At 60.9% G+C, this 20140-nt stretch carries 17 protein-coding genes and 3 pseudogenes; 14 read left to right on the forward strand and 6 right to left on the reverse strand.

The window, feature by feature from the left end:
• Positions 1-26 precede the first annotated feature (26 nt).
• Positions 27-488: an OsmC family protein gene (locus tag B3F77_RS06680; protein WP_293604205.1), complete on the forward strand. Its 462-nt coding sequence runs from the start codon at positions 27-29 to the stop codon at positions 486-488.
• Positions 485-1405: a cation diffusion facilitator family transporter gene (locus tag B3F77_RS06685; RefSeq protein ID WP_293604206.1), complete on the forward strand. Its 921-nt coding sequence runs from the start codon at positions 485-487 to the stop codon at positions 1403-1405. Before B3F77_RS06680 ends, B3F77_RS06685 begins: the two co-directional genes overlap by 4 nt.
• Positions 1406-1478: 73 nt before the next feature.
• On the opposite strand, the gene B3F77_RS06690 is transcribed toward B3F77_RS06685, so the two are convergent.
• Positions 1479-2888 (reverse strand): ATP-binding protein, encoded by a 1410-nt coding sequence (locus B3F77_RS06690; RefSeq protein WP_293604207.1) that lies wholly within the window; start codon positions 2886-2888, stop codon positions 1479-1481.
• Positions 2888-3610 (reverse strand): response regulator, encoded by a 723-nt coding sequence (locus B3F77_RS06695; RefSeq protein WP_293604208.1) that lies wholly within the window; start codon positions 3608-3610, stop codon positions 2888-2890. The genes B3F77_RS06690 and B3F77_RS06695 overlap by 1 nt, the downstream gene beginning before the upstream one ends.
• 222 nt (positions 3611-3832) lie before the next feature.
• Here B3F77_RS06695 and B3F77_RS06700 point away from each other — a divergent pair, with 222 nt between their 5' ends.
• From B3F77_RS06700 to B3F77_RS06755, 12 genes and pseudogenes are all read left to right on the forward strand, one after another.
• Positions 3833-4363 (forward strand): Spy/CpxP family protein refolding chaperone, encoded by a 531-nt coding sequence (locus B3F77_RS06700; RefSeq protein WP_293604209.1) that lies wholly within the window; start codon positions 3833-3835, stop codon positions 4361-4363.
• Positions 4364-4482: 119 nt separating this feature from the next.
• Entirely contained in the window at positions 4483-6264 is a 1782-nt protein-coding gene (locus B3F77_RS06705; RefSeq protein ID WP_293604210.1) for an N-acetylglutaminylglutamine amidotransferase, read from the forward strand.
• Between the two features lie 242 nt (positions 6265-6506).
• Positions 6507-7690 (forward strand): annotated as a pseudogene (locus B3F77_RS06710) (thiolase family protein).
• An 8-nt stretch (positions 7691-7698) separates the two neighbouring features.
• Positions 7699-7933 (forward strand): annotated as a pseudogene (locus B3F77_RS06715) (DUF2789 domain-containing protein); the annotation flags it as partial.
• Between the two features lie 203 nt (positions 7934-8136).
• On the forward strand, positions 8137-10464 hold the full coding sequence (locus B3F77_RS06720) for a heavy metal translocating P-type ATPase (RefSeq protein ID WP_293604211.1): 2328 nt from the start codon (positions 8137-8139) through the stop codon (positions 10462-10464).
• Positions 10465-10687: 223 nt separating this feature from the next.
• Entirely contained in the window at positions 10688-11443 is a 756-nt protein-coding gene (locus B3F77_RS06725) for a sulfite exporter TauE/SafE family protein (protein ID WP_293604212.1), read from the forward strand.
• 24 nt (positions 11444-11467) lie between these two features.
• Complete coding sequence (locus tag B3F77_RS06730) at positions 11468-12064, forward strand: FmdE family protein (protein WP_293604213.1); 597 nt, start codon at positions 11468-11470, stop codon at positions 12062-12064.
• Positions 12049-12732, forward strand: a complete 684-nt coding sequence (locus tag B3F77_RS06735) for a tRNA-uridine aminocarboxypropyltransferase (RefSeq protein WP_293604214.1) — start codon at positions 12049-12051, stop codon at positions 12730-12732. The genes B3F77_RS06730 and B3F77_RS06735 overlap by 16 nt, the downstream gene beginning before the upstream one ends.
• A gap of 363 nt (positions 12733-13095) precedes the next feature.
• Complete coding sequence (locus tag B3F77_RS06740; protein ID WP_293604215.1) at positions 13096-14316, forward strand: 6-phosphofructokinase; 1221 nt, start codon at positions 13096-13098, stop codon at positions 14314-14316.
• A gap of 496 nt (positions 14317-14812) precedes the next feature.
• Positions 14813-16378, forward strand: coding sequence for a L,D-transpeptidase family protein (locus B3F77_RS06745; protein ID WP_293604216.1), 1566 nt, complete (start codon positions 14813-14815; stop codon positions 16376-16378).
• A gap of 25 nt (positions 16379-16403) precedes the next feature.
• Positions 16404-16973, forward strand: coding sequence for a YcbK family protein (locus tag B3F77_RS06750; protein WP_293604217.1), 570 nt, complete (start codon positions 16404-16406; stop codon positions 16971-16973).
• Positions 16974-17513: 540 nt separating this feature from the next.
• The gene (locus B3F77_RS06755; protein ID WP_293604218.1) at positions 17514-17801 is read left to right on the forward strand and encodes an HNH endonuclease signature motif containing protein; all 288 of its coding nucleotides are present in this window, start codon (positions 17514-17516) and stop codon (positions 17799-17801) included.
• 131 nt (positions 17802-17932) lie between these two features.
• Here B3F77_RS06755 and B3F77_RS06760 read toward each other — a convergent pair.
• The 4 genes and pseudogenes from B3F77_RS06760 to B3F77_RS06775 form a co-directional block, all read right to left on the reverse strand.
• Positions 17933-18010: pseudogene (locus tag B3F77_RS06760) on the reverse strand (arsenical resistance protein ArsH); the annotation flags it as partial.
• Positions 18011-18023: 13 nt separating this feature from the next.
• Positions 18024-18446: an arsenate reductase (glutaredoxin) gene (gene arsC / locus B3F77_RS06765; RefSeq protein ID WP_293604219.1), complete on the reverse strand. Its 423-nt coding sequence runs from the start codon at positions 18444-18446 to the stop codon at positions 18024-18026.
• Positions 18447-18466: 20 nt separating this feature from the next.
• The gene (arsB, locus tag B3F77_RS06770) at positions 18467-19534 is read right to left on the reverse strand and encodes an ACR3 family arsenite efflux transporter (protein WP_293604220.1); all 1068 of its coding nucleotides are present in this window, start codon (positions 19532-19534) and stop codon (positions 18467-18469) included.
• 109 nt (positions 19535-19643) lie between these two features.
• Positions 19644-20009: an ArsR/SmtB family transcription factor gene (locus B3F77_RS06775; protein WP_293604221.1), complete on the reverse strand. Its 366-nt coding sequence runs from the start codon at positions 20007-20009 to the stop codon at positions 19644-19646.
• Between the last annotated feature and the right edge of the window lie 131 nt (positions 20010-20140).

The raw sequence follows: 20140 nt of genomic DNA on the forward strand, positions 1-20140 counted from the left end.
CCGAACATTGACAGAAGAAAGCTTTCATGACAGATACCCCAAAGATGACGTTCACGGTCAAGGCCCGCCGCGTTGATGCACATGGCAGCGAAGCCGATTGCAAGGATGCGCAGATCACGCTCGACACCGACCTGGCTGGGCGGCGCGATGCCTTCAACCCGGCCGAGCTACTGCTGGCCGCGCTGTCGGCCTGCATGATCAAGGGCATCGAGCGCGTCACGCCCATCCTGAAGTTCGATTTGCGCGGCGTCGAGGTCCGCGTACATGGCGTGCGCCAGGACGTGCCGCCCAAGATGGAGTCCATCCGCTACGAGATCGTGGTGGACACCGACGAGTCAGACCAGCGCCTCAATCTACTACACGAGAACGTGAAGAAGTACGGAACGGTCTTCAACACCGTGACACCCGGCACCGATCTGGCCGGCACGATGCGCCGTAAGTCAGCCAATGAACCAGGTCAGACAGGGCAAGCAGGAGACAGGCAATGAGCACCGGACACGACCATGGCCACGATCATGCGCCCGCAGAGTTCAACCGCGCGTTTGCCATCGGTATCGCGCTGAATATCGCCTTCGTCGCGATCGAGGGTTTTTATGGCTGGAAGGTCAACTCACTGGCGCTGCTGGCCGATGCCGGTCACAACCTGAGCGACGTGGCAGGCCTGGTGCTGGCCTGGGGCGGCGCGCTGGCCGGCAAGCTGCGGCCCGATCTGCGCCACACCTATGGATGGAAGCGGGCATCCATTTTGGCCGCGTTCTTTAACGCCCTGCTGTTGCTGGTGGCCATGGGCTCGTTGGGTTGGGAGGCAGTGGGCCGCCTGGGTACGCCGGAGGCGACCGAGGGCTGGACCATCATCGCCGTTGCCGGTGTCGGTATTGCGATCAACACCGCCACCGCACTGCTGTTCATGCGGGGCCGAAAAGGCGATCTGAACATTCGCGGTGCCTTCCTGCACATGGCGGCCGACGCGCTGGTGTCGTTGGGCGTGGTGATTGGCGGCGCGCTCTACCTCTGGCAGGGCTGGGCGTGGATTGACCCGGTGATGAGCCTGGCCATCGCGGTGATCATTGTGGTCGGCACCTGGAATTTGTTCAAACAATCGCTGCACCTGATGTTTGATGGCGTTCCCGAGGGTGTCGATCTGGCTGCCGTGCGCACGCTATTGCTGAGCCTGCCGGGAGTCGGCGAGGTGCATGACCTGCACGTCTGGGCCATGGGCACCTCCGAGACTGCACTGACGGCGCATGTGGTGCTGAAAGATCAGGGCACGGATGCCAGCGCCGTACTGCACGAGGCCGAGCACGAATTGCACGAGCACTTTGAGATTCGTCACATCACGCTGCAGCTGGAGTCTGCTGCATATGCCCCGCTGTGCGCGCTGCGGGAAGGCAGCGGCTGCTGCTAAAAGCGCTCTTTTTTTAATAGCTGCTTGCGCAGTATATTCGGGGGCCAGAGCCTGTTTTTGTCGTAAGAATTGGTCAAACCACGGCCGCTTTGCGTGGCAGGCTGAGCACAACTTCCAGGCCACCCTGCGGGCGATTGCGCAGCGCGATATCGCCACCGTGCGTCTGGGCAATGTTGCGCGCAATCGTCAGCCCGAGCCCGGTGCCGCCGGTTTGACGGCTGCGTGAGCCTTCGAGCCGGTAAAACGGCTCGAAGACCTTCTCCAATTCTGCCTCCGCAATACCCGGGCCGTCGTCGATCACGCGCAGCGTCAGACTCAGCGGTGTGTCCTCGACTGTCACCGTGGCCTGCCCGCCATAGAGCACGGCGTTGTCGATCAGGTTGACCAGGCAACGCTTGAGCAGCGATGCCACGGCAACAAAGGGCTGAAGGGCGCGCCCTTCAATGCGCACCGAGCGACCCATGGCCTCGTTGTCGGACTGGAGGCTCTCGAGCAGCGCCATCACATCCACTGCTTGCCGGGGCTCGTTGCCGCCCAGGCCGCGCATGAACTCAAGCGTGTGCGTGACCATGGCCTCCATTTCCTTCAGGTCGGCCTCGAATCGTTCGCGCAATTCATCGTCATCCAGCAGGTCGGCGCGCAGGCGCATGCGCGTGATCGGGGTTTTCAGGTCGTGCGACATCGCTGCCAGGATGCGCGTGCGGTCATGAATAAAATGCGACAGTCGCCTTTGCATCGCGTTGAAGGCCTGCGCGGCACGGCGCACCTCCAATGGTCCCTCTTCATCCAGGGGCGGGCGGTCGATATCCTGGCCCAGACCCTCAGCGGCCATGGCCAGCACATGCAGCGGACGGGTGATCCAGCGCACCGCCACAAACGACAGCGCCAGCACCGCGCACAGCAAGAGCAGCAACGTGAGCGCCAGGCGCCAGGGCAGCGTCGCGGCGGCCTGTGGCAGTTCGGTGTCGAAGCGCGCCCAGCGTCCGTCGCGCAGTTGAACCTGGGTGCGCAACACCGGGCCGCCCTGCGCGGCTGCGTGGTCCATGCCCGGCCCGCCGCCCATCATGGCCTGGCGCCGCCCGTAGCCCGAGCCCGCCGAGCGCGCCGGGTTGAAAGATTCGACGGGCTCGACGCGGATCGGACGCGCATCACCCAAGGCGGCGCGCAACATCGACGTAAACATCATCGCCCGCGGTCCGACAGCCGCTTCGTCGGGTGAGGCGATGACCGCATCGTGCAAGGACAGCACCAGCGGCGGCACGCTCAATACCGCGACGATGCGCTCGCGCTCGGCCGGCCCCAGGGAGTCCAGCAGCTTGACCACGTCAGTGACGCGCTGGACCTGCTGCATGCCACTGGTCTTCTGCAGCAAACGGTCGCGCTCGGCGAAATTGAAAGCCGCACTCAGCAACTGGGCCACCAGCATGCCGCCAGCCAACACCAGCATCAACCGACCGAACAGCGACTGCGGCCACCAGCGCATCAGTGCTCCTTGCTCACCGTGGCCGCGAGCACATAGCCCTCGCCGCGCACAGTCTTGATCAGTTGCGGATCGCGCGAGTCGTCGCCGAGCCGATGGCGCAGGCGGCTGACCTGCACGTCGATGCTGCGGTCCAGTGGCCCGGCCTCCTTGCCCTGGGTCAGGTCCAGCAGCTGATCGCGGTTGAGCACGCGATTGGGGTGGTCGAGGAAGACCCGCAGCAGCCGGTACTCGGCCCCACTGATCGGCGTGACCACGTCCATCGAGGAGATCAGGTTGCGCTGGACCGTGTCGAGCACCCAGTCGGCAAAACGCAGCGTTGCCGACTCGTCGGGCCGCAGGTTGGGCGGCAGGCTGCGGGCGCGCCGCAAAATGACCTTGATGCGCGCGAGCAGCTCGCGCGCGCTGAAGGGCTTGGGCAGGTAGTCGTCAGCCCCCATTTCCAGGCCCACGATGCGGTCGGTCTCATCGCCGCGAGCGGTCAACATGATGACCGGAATGTCGGATTTCGTTCGCAGGGTGCGACACAGCGTAAGCCCGTCGTCGCCAGGCAGCATCAGGTCGAGCACGATCAGGTCGAAGTTGGCGCTGGCTAGCGCCCGCCACATCGCGCGGCCGTCACCCACCGTGCTCGCCTGCAGGCCATTCTTTTCAAGATACCGGCTCAACAAGTGGCAAATTTCGGCGTCGTCATCAACGATCAGGATGTGGTCGGGTCGGTCCATGGTGCTTATTACATCGCAGCCCGCACAGTGCAGGCCATGAAGATGTATCACAGTATGTCAGGTCGCGGGTTTGTCGCATGCCGCGACAAAAAGACCGAGGGCTGACATCGCCCGCTTACATGGCGGCGCTGAAATAGACCACGTTGCAAGGCACTTCCCTGCAGCAGGTCAACGCGACAGGCGCGTTGAGCCAATTCACCAACTACTGACAGGACATTTATCATGAAACTCACCTACAAAATCATCGCTGGCGTTGCCGCCTCATTGGCGTTGGCCGCGGCTGGCGTGGTGTATGCAAATCCGGGCATGGGCTCGGGCATGGGCCAAGGAATGAACATGGGCATGGGCCATGGCATGGCCGGCGGGATGATGGCTGGTACCGACGTCGGGGCGATGGCCGCCACTCGACTGGCCGACCTGAAAACCGAGCTGAAGATCACCCCCACCCAGGAGGCTGCCTGGTTGACCTTCGAGAACCAGGCCAAGCAGCAGTCCGCAGCGATGCAGGCGATGCAGGCGATGCGCAGCCAGATGCATTCACAGATGCAGAACCAGCAGCCGGGGGCGACCAGCACCGACTTCGCGGCTCAGCGCAATGCAATGATGGCGCTACGCGATGCCAACCGGACGGCCCGCGATGCCGCGGTGAAGGACCTGTACGCGGTGCTGACGCCTGAGCAGAAGGCCATCGCGGATCAGCGCCTGAATGCCATGGGCGGCCATCGCACTGCGCGCAATTACCGGGCGAACTGACCGACCGTTCCCCCGGGATTTGCTTAGATGCCGGCGGCTTGGGGGATAAATGGCGCGCGAACACCGTCATCGTTGATTTTCGTCAAGATACGTAGCCCCCACCGGGTGACAATCAAATCATGTGCGGTATTTGCGGCGAATTACGTTTCGATGGTTTGATGGCAGACAGCGCTGCGGTGGCGCTGATGTCTGCCAGGCTCGCCCGCCGCGGGCCGGATCACGCGGGCCAGTTCGCCGACGGCTCGCTGGCTTTCGGGCACCGCCGCCTGGCCATCATTGACCTGACGCACAGCGCCGACCAGCCGATGGTCGACCCCGCGCTGCAGCTGGTGCTGGTGTTCAACGGCACGATCTACAACTACAAGGAATTGCGCGATGAGCTGGTGGCGCTGGGCTACAGTTTCTTCTCCGAGAGCGACACCGAAGTCATCCTGAAGGCCTACCACGCCTGGGGCGAAGCGTGCGTGGAGCGCTTCTTCGGCATGTTCGCCTTTGCACTGTGGGACCAGCGCGATGCCAGCCTGTTTTTGGCGCGTGACCGCTTTGGCATCAAGCCTCTGTACTACACCCTGGATGGCACTCGCCTGCGCTTTGCCTCCAGCCTGCAGGCACTTCTGGCAGCCGGCGGCGTGGACACGCAGATCGACCCGGTGGCCCTGCATCACCACTTCAGCCTGCACGGCGTGGTGCCGGCCCCGCGCACCATTCTGCGTGGGGTGAAGAAACTGGCAGCGGCCACGTCGATGCGCGTCAGCCCCACCGGGCAGGTGACTGAGCGCCGCTACTGGCAGCTGAACGCCACCCGACCTGCGCAAGCACTGTCCGAGACCGAGTGGCTGGATGCCACGCGTAGCGTGTTGCTCCGCGCGGTGGAGCGCCACCGCTTGGCCGCCGACGTACCGGTGGGGGTGCTGCTGTCCGGTGGGCTGGATTCGAGCCTGCTGGTCGCATTGCTGGCCGAGCATGTGGACAAGCTCCAAACCTTTTCGATGGGCTTCGAGACGCTCGGCGAGGGCATCGAAAAGGCCGACGAGTTCGAGTTTTCAGATCAGGTGGCCGCGCAGTTCAACACACAACACCACAAGTACCTGATTCCGTATGACGAGGTCCTGCGGCGGCTGCCCGAGGCCGTCGACCAGATGTCCGAGCCCATGGTGAGCCAGGACGTGGTGGCGTTCTACCTGCTGGGCGAGCGGGTTTCCAAGCAAGTCAAAGTCGTGCTCAACGGCCAGGGGGCGGACGAAGTGTTCGGCGGCTACTTCTGGTACCCACAGATGAACGCGGCCGCAGGGTCGGCACTGCAGCGCTTCAGCGAGCACTATGTCGATCGCGATCACGCCGAGATGCTGGAGATGCTCAGCCCCGCTTATCACGTTCCGGATGTCACTGCCGAATGGCTTGCGCATGAACTGGCGCGTCCGGGCGCAGACACTTTTATCGACCAGGTGCTGCGTCTGGACGCCACCACGCTGGTGGTGGACGATCCGGTCAAGCGGGTCGACAACATGACCATGGCCTGGGGACTGGAGGCGCGCGTGCCGTTTCTGGACCATGAGCTGGTGGAGCTGGCCGCCCGCATGCCGCCGGAACTCAAGCTCAAGGAGGGCGGCAAGTTCCCGCTCAAGGCCATTGCGCGCGGCCTGATCCCGGATTCAGTCATCGACCGGCCCAAGGGCTACTTCCCGGTTCCTGTGCTGAAGCACGTGAGCGGGGAGTTTCTTGAATTCATGCGCAACATTTTGATGTCGGATGCCTGTCTGCAACGCGGCTTGTACCAGCGCCCCTATGTCGAGAAACTGCTGGCGCAGCCGCAAGCGCCAGAGAATTTCACCCGCATCCAGGGCAGCAAGCTGTGGCACCTGGCGCTGCTGGAGCTTTGGCTGCAGCGCACGGTAGACTGATCACGCCACCGCGGCCGTGCGGGCGCTCAGAGTCTCTTCTCGGGCGTGAAGAAGCGCAGCCGTTCCGACAGAAAGCACCGCCAGGCTCCCAAGACGCTGACCTGTCAAGTTGATAGAGATCAAATACCTATTTCCAATAGCAGAACAAAGTAAGAGCGGCCATCGCACCGAGATCGTCAGCGATGCCCAACCCCCAATTTTTCGATTCGTTTAGTGTTTGATCAATTCAAGGAGTGATGACCATGAACCACCGTGAAGTTGTGCTTTGTAACCCCGTCCGCACTGCCATCGGTACCTATGGCGGCAGCCTGAAAGACATTCCGGCACCCGACTTGGGCGCGGCGGTGGTCCGTGAGACGCTCAAGCGCTCGGGCCTCGCCGCCGACAAGGTGCAGGCGCTAATCATGGGCAACGTCATCCAGGCCGGCGTCAAGATGAATCCGGCGCGCCAGGCCGGTATCGGTGCCGGGCTGCCGGTGGACGTGCCCGCGCTCACCGTCAACCGCGTCTGCGGGTCTGGCGCGCAGGCCATTGCCAGCGCAGCCCTGGAAATCTGGTCCGGCATGATCGATTGCGCCATTGGCGGTGGCATGGAAAACATGGACCGCGCGCCCTACCTGCTGCCACAGGGCCGCTGGGGCGCACGTATGGGCGATGTCACCATGTTTGACAGTATGTTGTATGACGGCTTGAACGACGCTTTCAGCGGCAAGCATTCGGGCTGGCATACCGAAGACCTGGTGACTCGCAACAGCATCTCGCGCGACGATCAGGACCGCTGGGCGCTGCGTTCTCAGCAGCGCTTTGCTGGGGCGCAGGCGACCGGCAAGTTCGATGCCGAGATCGTGCCGTTCGAGGTGCCTGGCCGCAAGGGCCCGGTGGTGTTCACCAAAGACGAGCACAACCGTCCGGATACCACCGCCGAGTCGCTCGCCAAGCTCAAACCAGCCTTCCGCAAGGACGGCACCATCACCGCCGGCAGTGCGCCTGGCCTCAATTCCGCCGCGGCCGCCATGATCGTGGTCGAGCGTGCCTGGGCCGAGAAAAACGGCCTGCAGCCGATGGCTAGCCTGGCAAGCTACGGCATCGGCGCGGTCGAGCCGGGTCTGTTCGGCCTCGGGCCGGTTCCTGCTGTGCGCCAGGCGCTGGCGCGTGCAGGCTGGAGCGTGGGCGATGTTCAGCGCGTGGAAATCAACGAGGCCTTGCCGCCATTACGCTGGCCTGCCTGCGCGAACTCGGCTTTGCCGAAGGCGTGGTGAACGTGGAGGGCGGTGCCATTGCCCACGGGCACCCCATCGGCGCCAGTGGTGCAGTGCTGGCCACCCGGCTGATGCATTCAATGAAGCGCGATGGCCTCAAGCGCGGCATCGTCACGCTGTGTATTGGCGGCGGTCAGGGCATTGCGCTGGCGCTGGAAATGCGCTGAGTGCGGCCATGGACAAATCGATTCATCGTTTCAGCGAGCTCTTTGCGCAATTGGGAATTCCCCTGTGATACGCAGGGCATCCAACATTTCCTGGCAACTCACACGCCGCTGGCTTCTGACGTCAAGCTGCCGGATGTGCCTTTCTGGACACCAACGCAGGCCACACTCTTGCGGGAAGCGTTACTTCAAGATTCGGATTGGGCCGAACGGGTCGATCAACTGAGTGGAGCCCTCGTGGGTCCGTCAGAAGGAAACAATAAGTGCAGGCCAGGATCGCGATCACGCCCCCGCGAACTTCAATCCAGCTGGGGGTCGCCTTCTACCAAGGCGAGGACGTCTCTATGGTCCTTGAGCCGACGTCGAACCACGGTCAGTATGTACTTGCGAAGTGCTTGCAAATAGGACATTGACGCCAAATAGACCCACCTCATCTGCAATGAACGTCCATGACTGAAAAACTTTCCCTCCAATTGGCGCTCGTACTCCCCGGCATTCCGGACGAACGGGATTCCTGCATCGAACGTCTGACTGTCATGTTGCAGGCGGCAGGACTGGAAAAGGTGCACATTGTTCAGCAGAACGGCAAGCCTTGTTTATGCCTTCACTATGACCCGACACGGTTCAGCCTCCAGCAAGTACGAAGCATGGCGCAAGCGTCTGGAGCCCAGCTCGCCGGACGCTATCAACATGAACTGATGCGAATTGATGGCATGGACTGCTCGACCTGCGCCACTGTGATCGAGCATGCCTTGCATCGTCTGGATGGCGTGCTGGAAGCCTCAGTGAGCTATGCGGCCGAGCGAATGCGTCTGGAATACGACACCGAGAAGGTATCCCGCAAGGCCATCGTGCACCGCCTTGAGGCACTGGGCTACAAAGTGCTCGAAGCGGACCACGAAGCGACCTGGTATGTCGAGTATCGCGAGTTGATTGTGAGCGCAGTCGCAGGCGCACTGCTGCTGTCTGGATGGCTGGTTGGGTTGCGTGACAATGCCCATTTCGCATCCCTGGGGCTGCTGGGCGCCTCGCTTCTGGTCGGCGGCTATTACGCGATGCGTGATGCCTGGCAGAGCATCCGCGAACGCCAGCTTGACATCGACGTGTTGATGATCGTGGCCGCGATGGGCGCAGCGGCGTTGGGGAAGTGGGCCGAAGGCGCTCTTCTTCTCGTCCTGTTCAGCCTCGGTCACGCTCTGGAGCACCTTGCCATGGACCGAGCCCGCCATGCCATCGAGGCTTTGGCTGACCTGGCGCCAAAAACTGCACTTGTCTTGCGAAACGGCGTTGAGGTAGAGCTTGCGGTGGAAGCTCTGCTGCGCGGGGACACGGTCCTGGTGCGCCCTGGGCAGCGCATTCCGGCAGATGGCAAGGTACTCGAAGGCTCGTCAGCGGTTGATCAGGCCGCGATTACCGGGGAATCCATGCCGGTTGACAAGACGGTGGGGGCCGCGGTTTTTGCGGGAACGGTGAACGGTGAGGGGCTGCTCACCGTGGAAGTGTCCAAACTGTCAAAAGACAGTTCACTTGCCCGCATGGTGCAACTGGTGGCAGAGGCACAGACCGAGAAGTCGCCGACACAACGCTTCGTGACGCGTTTTGAGAAGATATTTGTTCCCCTTGTACTCGTGGGCGTTGTCGCGCTCATTGTGGTCCCGTTGCTCTTGGGCATGCCGTTTTCCGAATCGTTCTACCGGGCCATGGCGGTCCTTGTTGCCGCCTCCCCCTGCGCGCTGGCCATTGCCACGCCCTCTGCCGTGTTGGCCGGGGTTGCCCGTGCCGCGCGGGGCGGCGTGCTCATCAAGGGTGGCGTGCATCTGGAAAATTTGCGGACGCTTTCGTCTATCGCGTTTGACAAGACCGGCACCATCACCACTGGCAAACCCAGCGTCACGGATGTGATCGTACTGGAGGGGGATGAAGCAAGCCTGTTGGCAACCGCTGCCAGTGTTGAGAGTCGCAGTGGGCACCCGCTGGCGCAGGCTGTCGTGCAGGCGGCACGCGCGCGCAAGCTGGACTGGCCCCCTGCCAGCGATGTGCAGGCCATCACGGGTAAGGGAATGCATGCGCTGGTGTCGTCCAGAAAAGTCAGCATCGGAAACTTGCGACTTTTCGAGCGCGATGATGTTCCCGATTCGGTTCGTCAACAGGTGGCCCGCCTGGAATCGCTGGGCAAAACCACCATGCTGGTTCGCACGGATGGTGTCTTTGTGGGCCTGCTGGCGCTGGCCGACACGCCCCGCCCCGGCATGCGGGAGGTATTCGTCCGGCTTGCATCTCTCGGCGTGCGCCAGACCATCATGCTGACGGGCGATAACGAACAAGTTGCAAAGGCGGTCGCCGCATCCGTCGGGATCAGCGACGTGCGTGCTGGCCTGCTGCCGGAAGAAAAACTCAAGGTGATCGATGAGTTGATGCGCCTGCATGGACAGGTGGCCATGGTGGGTGATGGTGTGAACGATGCGCCAGCCATGGCACGTGCCACCATTGGCATCGCCATGGGTGGTGCCGGAACCGATGTGGCCCTGGAAACCGCCGATGTGGCACTGATGGCCGATGACCTTTCACGGCTCCCCTTTGCCATTGCCTTGAGCCGCGCCTCGCACAACATCATCCAGCAAAATCTTTGGGTTGCGTTTGGGGTGGTGGCGCTGCTGATTCCTGCAACACTATTCGGCTGGGCAAGCATGGGCATTGCCGTGCTGATTCACGAAGGGGCTACCGTTTTGGTGGTTCTCAATGCTTTGCGCCTATTGCGGTTTGTTGATGCCCGCTGAATCTTGGCTCAAGTTTGGCGCGACTGGATATGAGGCGGAAGACTCCAAAGGGGATTTGGCCAACGAATTAGTTGATTTCCCTCAAATAGGCTCAACCATTTTGGGTATCTGATACGCAGTTCACCTCGCAGCATCGTGGAAGCCGAGCTGGCGGGGCTTGGCGATGGACAAAAAATTTGAGGTGCCGCTGCAATGGCAGCCAATGTATAGGAGCTGATACATCATGTCGCTCACTTTCTACCTGATCGCCGCGCCTGTGGTGTTTATTTTTTCCGGGCTGATGGCGATGGCTGGTTTAGGGGCGGCGTTCCTGTTCGTGCCATTTTTCTACTATCTGGGTATACCGCTCTCTGAAGCGGCGCCGGTTGCACTGCTCCTCAACGCCATTAGCCTCTCGTTTGCTACGATCAATTATTGGCGTGGCCGGCTTATCGACTGGCGCGTTGCATTGCCGGTTGCCGCCATAGCCGTCGTGTTTGCACCCATTGGCGCTCGCCTTACACCCCACGTCAACAAGACGACGTTGCTCATTCTCTTCGCCGTGTTTTTGGCATTTGCCGGTGGAATGATGCTCTTTTATCAATCACAGGCACGTGCTCAAAATGCCAGCTCGGAAAAGGTCTGGCTGGTCGGCGCGGGTGTCGGCGGCACGGCAGGTTTTATCGGTGGCCTGCTCGGGGTGGGAGGGGGCAACATCATTGTTCCGGCACTCAACTGGCTTGGGCTCGATGCCAAACGAGCGTCGGCCACCAGTGCCGTGGCAGTGGTTTTTTCTTCGCTCTCGGGGTTTCTCGGTCACGCCACGTTCGGGAAAATGGACATGACTTTTTTGGGAATCATGGCGCTCATGGCTGCGGGGGGATCGCTTGCCGGATCGCAATTGATGAAAGAAAAACTCTCCAGCAACCAGCTCAAGAAGATCATTGGCGTCGTGCTGTGGCTGGTGGCGGCGAAGATGTTTTTTGACGTTTTCAAGTAGTGCTTTCTTAACAAGGAGAACCAAATGACAGCGCAACATATCGCCCCTGCCTGGGCCTTTGAATTCCATGGCCATCAATGTCCGTTCATGCCGATCGGCTATCGGATGGGTCGCCTTGCCCTTGAAAAACTGGGGGTCGAAAGGGAAAAAGACCACGGGTTTTTCGTGATTGCGGAACTGGGCGAGGGACATCCGCAGACGTGCATGATGGATGGCATCCAGGCAGCCACCGGGGCCACCTTTGGCAAGCTTCTTATCTCCAAGACCTTCTACGGCAAACTTGCGGCAACCTTCTATCACCCGCAAAAGGGAGGCATCCGTTTTTCGCTCAAACCGGATGCAGTCGATGGGATGGGCAAGTTCGAGTTCATCGCAATGCGAAAGAAAGGAATCGAGCCATCCCAGATTCCTGCGCCAGTGAGCGAAGAAATCATTCGCTGGGTCTATGAACAAACTGACGAAACGCTGTTTTCCGTGGAACCAAAACCTGACTTCCAATTCAAGCCCGTGAAGGGCTCGTTCAACAAGACCAAGTGCGGCACCTGCGGCGAATACGTATTTGATCGTTACCTGAGAATGAAGGACGGGAAACCCGTGTGCATTCCATGCTCGGGCTATTGAGTTCATTCCATTCAGGCACCGCACCCGCATGCAATACCAAACGCCTAAGCTGCGCGATCTGCATGCGCCCGCAAAGCACTTGTATCTGCCAGTGGATTACGCCGACGGCCCACGAGGTCGAGGTGGTGATTTTGCAGCATCCGCTGGAGGTGGCTAACGCCAAAGGTAGCGCGCGACTGTTGTGCTTGAGTCTGCCGCACAGCCGGATGGTGACGGGCGAAGTGTTTGCCGAGCAGGAGCTGCAGACCTTGCTGACTGCGCCACTCCAGCCTCAGGCCGCGGCGCACAGCCCGAAGCACGCAATTCTGCTGTATCCGGATACGCCGCAAGACAAGGCGCTGGACCTGCCGACGCCGCCTGTTCTGGCGGGCGCCTTGTTGCGTGATCCCTCGCAATTTCGCCTGATCGTGCTGGATGGCACCTGGCGCAAGAGCCGCAAGATGCTTTACCTCAACCCGCTGCTGCAACAACTACCGCGCCTGTCGCTGCGTGACATGCCTGCTTCGCACTACCTGATCCGCAAAGCGCATAGCCCCGATCAGCTTTCCACGCTGGAGGCGACTTGCGCGGCGCTGATGCAACTGGAAGGCAGAATCGACCCGTTTCAGCCCTTGCTGAGGGCGTTTGATAGCTTTGTGGCGCAGCAGTTGGGGTATCGGACAAAGTAACCTGTCTCTGATGCCAGAGCCGCACCACAGGCATCGCTACTTGGGTGTGCTGGCACCGAATGCCTCACTGCGCGCGGCCGCGAACGTCCGCATTCAGTTTCAAGCAGCCCGATACCGAGTAGACGTTTTATGCTTCCTTGTTCGGCGTCTGCAGAGCAAAAGCGGACAGTCGACATTGCCTAGCCCGTAAGGATGTGTTCTATTACATCGAGTGCTTCTACATCACGACACGCCAGAATTCGACGCTTGACTATCTCAGTCGGCTAATTTCCAAGGAGAAACTATGAAACCTCACGCTCATATTCGTTCGCTGCCCCCTGAGGGGACGCTTGCCTCCTTTGAGGTGAGTCTGCAGGAGGCACCATGACATCCGGAAAAATACTTGTCGCCCAGGGTGGCGGCCCGACAGCGGTGATCAATCAGTCGCTGGTGGGCGTGGCGCTGGAGGCGCGACGCTTTGGCCAGGTGGAGCACATTTACGGCGCGCGCCATGGGGTACGTGGCATCGTGGATGAAGATTTTGTAGACCTCACGCAAGAGACCAGCCACAACCTGGAGCTGGTGGCCAACACGCCATCGTCTGCCCTGGGCTCCACGCGCGACAAGCCGGACGTACGTTATTGCCAGGAGATCTTCAAGGTGTTGCAGGCGCACCAGATCGAACACTTCTTCTATATCGGCGGCAACGATTCATCCGACACGGTGCGCATCGTGAGCCTGGAGGCGCAAAAAGCCGGCTACCCGCTGCGCTGCATTCACATCCCGAAGACGATAGACAACGACCTGGTTGGCAACGACCACACGCCGGGTTTTCCGTCGGCCGCGCGTTTTGTGGCGCAAGCGTTCGCCGGGGCCAACCTGGACAACGCGGCCCTGCCCGGTGTTTATGTGGGTGTGGTGATGGGCCGCCATGCCGGTTTTTTGACGGCGGCGTCCGCCCTGGGCAAGAAGTTTCCCGATGACGGGCCGCACCTGATCTACCTGCCGGAGCGCACCTTTGTGCTGGAAAAATTTCTGGCTGACGTCAAAAGCACGTACGAGCGCTATGGTCGCTGCGTGATTGCGGTCTCTGAGGGCATTCACGATTCGACCGGCGCGCCCATTGCCAGCCTGCTGGCCAAGGACCTGGAGCACGATGCCCACGGCAACGTGCAGCTTTCGGGCAACGGCGCGCTGGCCGATCTGTTGTGCGAAGAGATCAAGTCCAAACTCAAGATCAAACGGGTGCGCGGCGACACCTTTGGCTATTTGCAACGCTCGTTCATCGGCTGCGTGTCTGACGTGGACCAGCGCGAAGCGCGCGAGGTGGGCGAGAAGGCCGTGCAGTTTGCGATGTGGGGCGCTCGCGATGGTTCGGTCGCCATCAAGCGCACCGGCTTTTATTCGGTGGACTACGAGCTGCTGCCGCTCGACGCCGTAGCCGGCAAGACGCGGGTGATGGAAGACGAATTCATTGCGTCAAACGGCACCGATGTGACCGATGCCTTCAGGATGTACCTGCGTCCGCTGCTGGGCTCCGGCATGCCCGACGCTTTCAGGCTGCGCCACAATCCGGTGGCCAAGGTGCTGCAGCCCGGCCGCTGAAGTCGCCCCGGACGCCGTGCCTGCTCCCGCCGACCGTGATTTGACCATCCAACGCATATTGTGCCGATTCAGAACTGACCAGGGGGTACTCCTCTGAAAACACTGGTCAAAACCAAATCGGCACGGGTGGTCAATAGCCAACTGGCGCCAACAACCGTCGTCTTCCAGTCTGAAGGAGACGGTGACTGGGGTGTCTAAAATTTTTCCGCTTGACCGACTGGATTGCAGCGGAACCGGCCATTCGGGTTCGGCCGGGGAATTGGAGCTATCGGCCATAGCGGCCGGTCACATTAAGCCGCAATTCAGCGATCAAGTGCCGCGTGAAACAATTTCCAACCAACTACTTTTGATTGGCACAAGAAATCGAAGTAACGCCAACGTCCAGGATGGAAAAAGAAATCATACCGCCGCGCCTAGGATACTTCCGTGACCCTTGACGGTCTGACCGAGAAATCCCTTACCCTGTCCACTTTCCGGACTCCATTGATCGGCAATCATGCTACCCAGGTTTGTTCACTGCCTCCTGCTCGTGCTGGCCGTAGCGGCGGGCCGGGCGCCAGCGGCCGATGCGCCGCTGTGGTTCGACGCGGGCCGCCCGACGACCGAGGCGAGGCAGGCGGTCGAGATCTTGGTGTCTGCCGCCGACGAAGGCCTGGATCCGCGCGATTATGATGCCGCTCATCTCGACCGCGAGGTGATCGGAGCGCTGGAGGGGCCCGCGCTGGCGGACGCGCCGCAGGCACAACTGGACGCCGCGCTAACGAACGCGCTGCAGCACTATCTGGCGGACCTGAAAGCGGGGCGGGTGAACCCGCGACAGATTCATGCCAACTTTACGGTGCAGCGCGACGCGCCTCTCGACACCGCCGCATACCTGCGCGAGGCGGTGGCCGAACATCGCTTGGCCGAGGCGGTCCGGCAAGCGGTTCCGCAGTTGCCGATATATGCCAGCCTGCACCGGGCACTGGCGCGCTACCGCGAACTGGCAAACCACCCAGCCTGGCAGACCGCCCTGCCGCCGCTGCCGGCCTACAAAGTCGTCGCCGGCCAGGCCTATGCGGGCCTGCCGGTACTGGCCCAGCGGCTGGAGGCCCTGGGCGATCTGCCTGCCGGGGCATCACCGCCGTCGTATCTCGAAGGAACGCTGGTAACGGCACTTGAAGCATTCCAGGAGCGTCATGGGCTGGTCCCAGACGGTGTGCTGGGCCAAATGACGCTGCAACAGTTGAATGTGGCACCGGACAGCCGGGTGCGGCAGATCGAGCTAACAATGGAGCGGCTGCGCTGGACGCCCTTCCTGCAGGTGCCGCGCATGATCGTGGTCAATGTGCCCGAGTTTGTGCTGCGCGCCTACGAGGTACGCGACGGGCAGATCGATGTCAAGCTGACGATGAAGGTCATCGTCGGCAAGGCACTGGACACGCGCACTCCGCTGTTCAACGAGGACATGCGCTTCATCGAATTCAGCCCCTACTGGAACGTGCCGCCGTCGATCGCACGCAAGGAACTCGTGCCCCGGCTGCGGCGCGATCCAGCCTATTTCCAGCAGCAGGGCTTTGAATTCGTCACTACCAGTGGTCAGGTGGTGACCATGCTGTCAGAGGAGCACCTGGACGCCGTGCTCAGCGGCGGGTGGCGCATTCGCCAGCGGCCCGGGCCAAACAATGCGCTAGGGGACATCAAGTTCGTCTTTCCCAACAATGACAACATCTACCTACACCACACCCCGGTGCAGCAACTGTTTCAGCGCGTTCGCCGGGATTTTAGCCATGGCTGCATCCGCGTTGAAGCCCCCGTGGCGCTGGCGCAATTTGTCCTGCAGGACGAGCCGACCTGGACTCAAGATCGCATCCGCCAAGCCATGGAAAAAGGCGAGTCCAGCACGCTGAGTCTGAAGCAGCCGCTGCCGGTCCTGATTACCTACAGCACGGTGATCGTCAAGGGCGGCCGGGTATTTTTCTACCCCGACTTGTATGGGCACGACCGGCTGCTGGACCAGGCGCTGCGTCAGCATTCGGCGGCCTTACCCCCTTCCCGCCTGCCAGATTTCGACGCAAGATAAAATCCAGGGTATTACGCGCCAGCCCATGTCCATCCAGGCCGCCCAGCCATCCCGTCGTTTGTTCCTGCGCCGCGCCGCCCACTTGGCGGTGGTGGGCGCAACCCTGCCACTGGCGTCGCAATCGGCGCTGGCGTCCCTGCCGGATGCGCGCAGCCTGGCGTTGGACCACACACACACGCACGAACGCATTGCCTTGGTGTATGCCATGGGTGAGCAGTATGTGCCGGGGGCTCTAAGCACGCTGAACCACTTCTTGCGGGATCACTATCTCGGCGACGTTGGCCTGATCGATCCACGGCTGTTCGATCTGCTGCACGGGGTGACGCAGATGCTGGGTGCCGGGCAGTCGTTTCAGGTGATTTCCGGCTACCGTTGCCCGACCACCAACGCCACGCTGCGCAACACGCTGGGCGGTGGCGTGGCAAGTCGTAGCCTGCACATGGAGGGCAAGGCGATCGACATTTGTCTGCCGGGTGTGCCACTTAGCGAGTTGCGCGATGCCGCCTTGTCGCTGCGTGCCGGTGGCGTGGGCGTGGGCTATTACCCCCGCGAGCAGTTCGTCCACGTCGACACCGGCCGCGTGCGCAGTTGGTAGGCGTGGTTCACGCGGCACCACCACCACTAGCGGCAGCGCGGGGCTCTTGATGGCAGCCAAGCATACGTTGCAATATTAAGTTAGCTATCGACCGAGGGCCGGTACGGTCTGTGGCTGACCATGAATGGTTACCGTAGTCGGACATTCATTAACAACGTGTTGGGCTGCTCCCGGTGTTGTGGGCAGCATCTAGACTTACAGAGGCAAAGGTCGCTTTCGGCTTGACGGACTGACCGCGCAGGGCACTTTGCCGCTGTTCACCGGCCGAAATTGAATGTCGGTTTGCAGTCCAGCCTGTGTGAAAACTCGAAAATAGGCGTCAGGGTCAAGAAATTGGGTGTACCAAAACCATTCCCGACCATACGATCGTCGCTTGTGGGTCGTTCTACGAGGTCGATTTTTGCTACGCGTTTGCAATCGACATTTCCGAAGACGTTTTCACACAACCTCGGTCTGAAGCAGATGATCAACGCGGCTTGATTGGGCGTCTGCAACAATCCAGCGACAAGCCAACTGCCCCAGACAAGTCTACATTCCATCATGAGCAAACTCTCCCACTCCCGCGACAAGATATACAAGACGGTGGCTCGCCAATTGCATGGTGTTGTGCCCTGCTGGGTTTGCGGCGAGCATGTGCTGCCCACAGCCGCAACGCTGGAACACATCAAGCCACGGTGCGAAGGCGGCAACAGCCATGCGGAAAACCTGGCCATCAGCCACGACCTCTGCAACAACCAGCGCCATGCCATGGCGCCGGTCAACTCTACATTGAACGTCCAGTCTGAAGTAGACCTTCGACCGAGGATGCTCGACCGCCCGGTCCGATAGCCTTCACTCAGGGGCTACTCTGACCTCGTGGCATGCGCAGTGGATCAAGGGCAGCAGTTGCGGTTTCTTCAAGCAATTTGGCCCTCTAGCCCCCGTCCTTATTGCACAAATAGCTACAAAAAAGAGAGCGATCAGAATGCTTTCTGGTGCACCTGCTTTGACAGTTCTTCGGCACTTTCCTTCCGCTCGCTGTACCGGTCGACCAAATAGGTGTGCCTGTGGTCAAACACGCCGCCCCTCCGCATCGATCACCGCTTCGCCATCTTCCTTGGCGAAGGCACCCAACTGCTGGTGCGGCAGAAGGTCCAGCACCGCTTCGGATGGACGACACAGGCGTGTGCCCAGGGGCGTCACCACGATGGGGCGGTTGATAAGGATCGGATGGGCCAGCATGAAGTCGATCAGCTCGTCATCGCTCCATTTCGGGTTGTCCAGGTCCAGTTCCTTGTAGCTCGCTTCCTTGCTGCGCATCACCTCGCGCACCGGCGTCCCCATGGCGGCAATCAGGGCCACCAGTTCGGCGCGAGTCGGCGGTGTTTCCAGGTAATGGACGACGCGGGGTTCGACACCCGTGTTGCGAATCAGCGCCAGCGTGTTGCGGGACGTGCCGCACTTGGGATTGTGATAGATCGTGATGTTGGTCATGGGTAAATTCTTTCAGGCAATCAAGTCCGTTCGTACCAGGCTTTGGAGTTGTTGACGACGCGCACCACCAGCAGCATCACAGGCACTTCAATCAGCACGCCGACCACTGTGGCCAGCGCTGCGCCCGAGTTGAAGCCGAACAGGCTGATGGCCGCGGCGACGGCCAGCTCGAAGAAGTTGGAGGCACCGATCAGCGCTGAAGGACAAGCGATGTTGTGCTTCTCGCCCACCGCCCGGTTGAGCCAGTAGGCCAGCGCCGAGTTGAAAAAGACCTGAATCAGGATCGGCACCGCCAGCAAGGCAATCACCAGCGGCTGTTTCAGGATCGCCTCACCCTGAAAAGCAAACAGCAATACGAGAGTCGCCAGCAGCGCGCTGATGGACCAGGGCCCGATCATGGCCATTGCGGCATCAAATGCAGCGGGCCCTTTGGCCAGTAACGACTTGCGCAAGAGCTGGGCAAAAATCACCGGAATCACGATATAGAGCACCACCGATGTGATGAGCGTCGCCCAAGGGACGGTGATCGCCGAGATGCCCAACAGAAACGCCACCAATGGCGCGAACGCCACAATCATGATGCCGTCATTGAGCGCCACCTGCGACAAGGTGAATAGCGGGTCGCCGCCGGTGAGCCGGCTCCAGACGAACACCATGGCCGTGCAGGGCGCAGCGGCCAGCAGGATCAGGCCGGCGATATAGCTGTCGAGCTGGTCGGTGGGCAACATCGGTGCAAACAGGTGGCGGATGAACAGCCAGCCCAGGAAGGCCATGGAGAACGGTTTGACCAGCCAGTTCACGAACAGCGTTACGCCGATGCCTTTGACATGCTGACGCAGCTCGTGCAGTGCGCCGAAGTCGACCTTGACCAGCATCGGAATGATCATGGCCCAGATCAGCAAGCCCACCGGCAGGTTCACCTTGGCGACTTCCATGCGACCAATGGCCTGGAATAGATCAGGCAGAAGCTGCCCCAGCGCAATACCCGTGACGATACACAGGAGCACCCAGACCGTCAGGTAGCGCTCGAACACGCTCATCGGTGCGCCTGCCGCCTGTTTGGCGCTTACTTCACATTGGGCGCTCATGGCTTCAGGCTCCCGTCTCTTGCGAAAATTACTGGGTTAATTTTGTCGTTCACTTCAAGCTCCATGGCGGTTGATGCGGTTTGCAAAGGTCATCAGGGAACAGCCCCTTTCAGGCGGACTTGACAGAGGAAGATGAGTCGATGCACTCGTCACAAAACACCAAGTTGCTCCTATCCATGCACTGCTCGGGCTGGCCTGCGCAACACTCCGCGGTGAGGTAGCCAATCACCTCCACCATCAGGGGAATGTTCGCCCGGTATCGCTGGTATCGGCCTTCCTGTTCGACGCTGACCAGCTGAGCGTGTGTGAGCGCCTTCAGGTGAAATGACAGGTTGGTGGGCGGCAGTTCGAGCTTTGCGGCAATGTCTCCCGCGACCATACCTTCAGGACCTTGCTTGACGAGCAGCCGGTACACGTCCAGGCGCACGCCGGAAGAAAGGGATTCGAAAATGGTGACGGCTTTTTGTTGTTCCATATGTTTATTATTCAACTAATGTTGAAGTGATGTCAAGGATATGACCATGAACGGTCACGGCAGCACAATACAGGCATGATTTCAGAGACCCCTTCACCGATTTTTTCCGTTCAGGCCTTGAGCAAGCGCTA

Source organism: Polaromonas sp. UBA4122 (assembly GCA_002381615.1).
Lineage (GTDB): Bacteria > Pseudomonadota > Gammaproteobacteria > Burkholderiales > Burkholderiaceae_C > Polaromonas.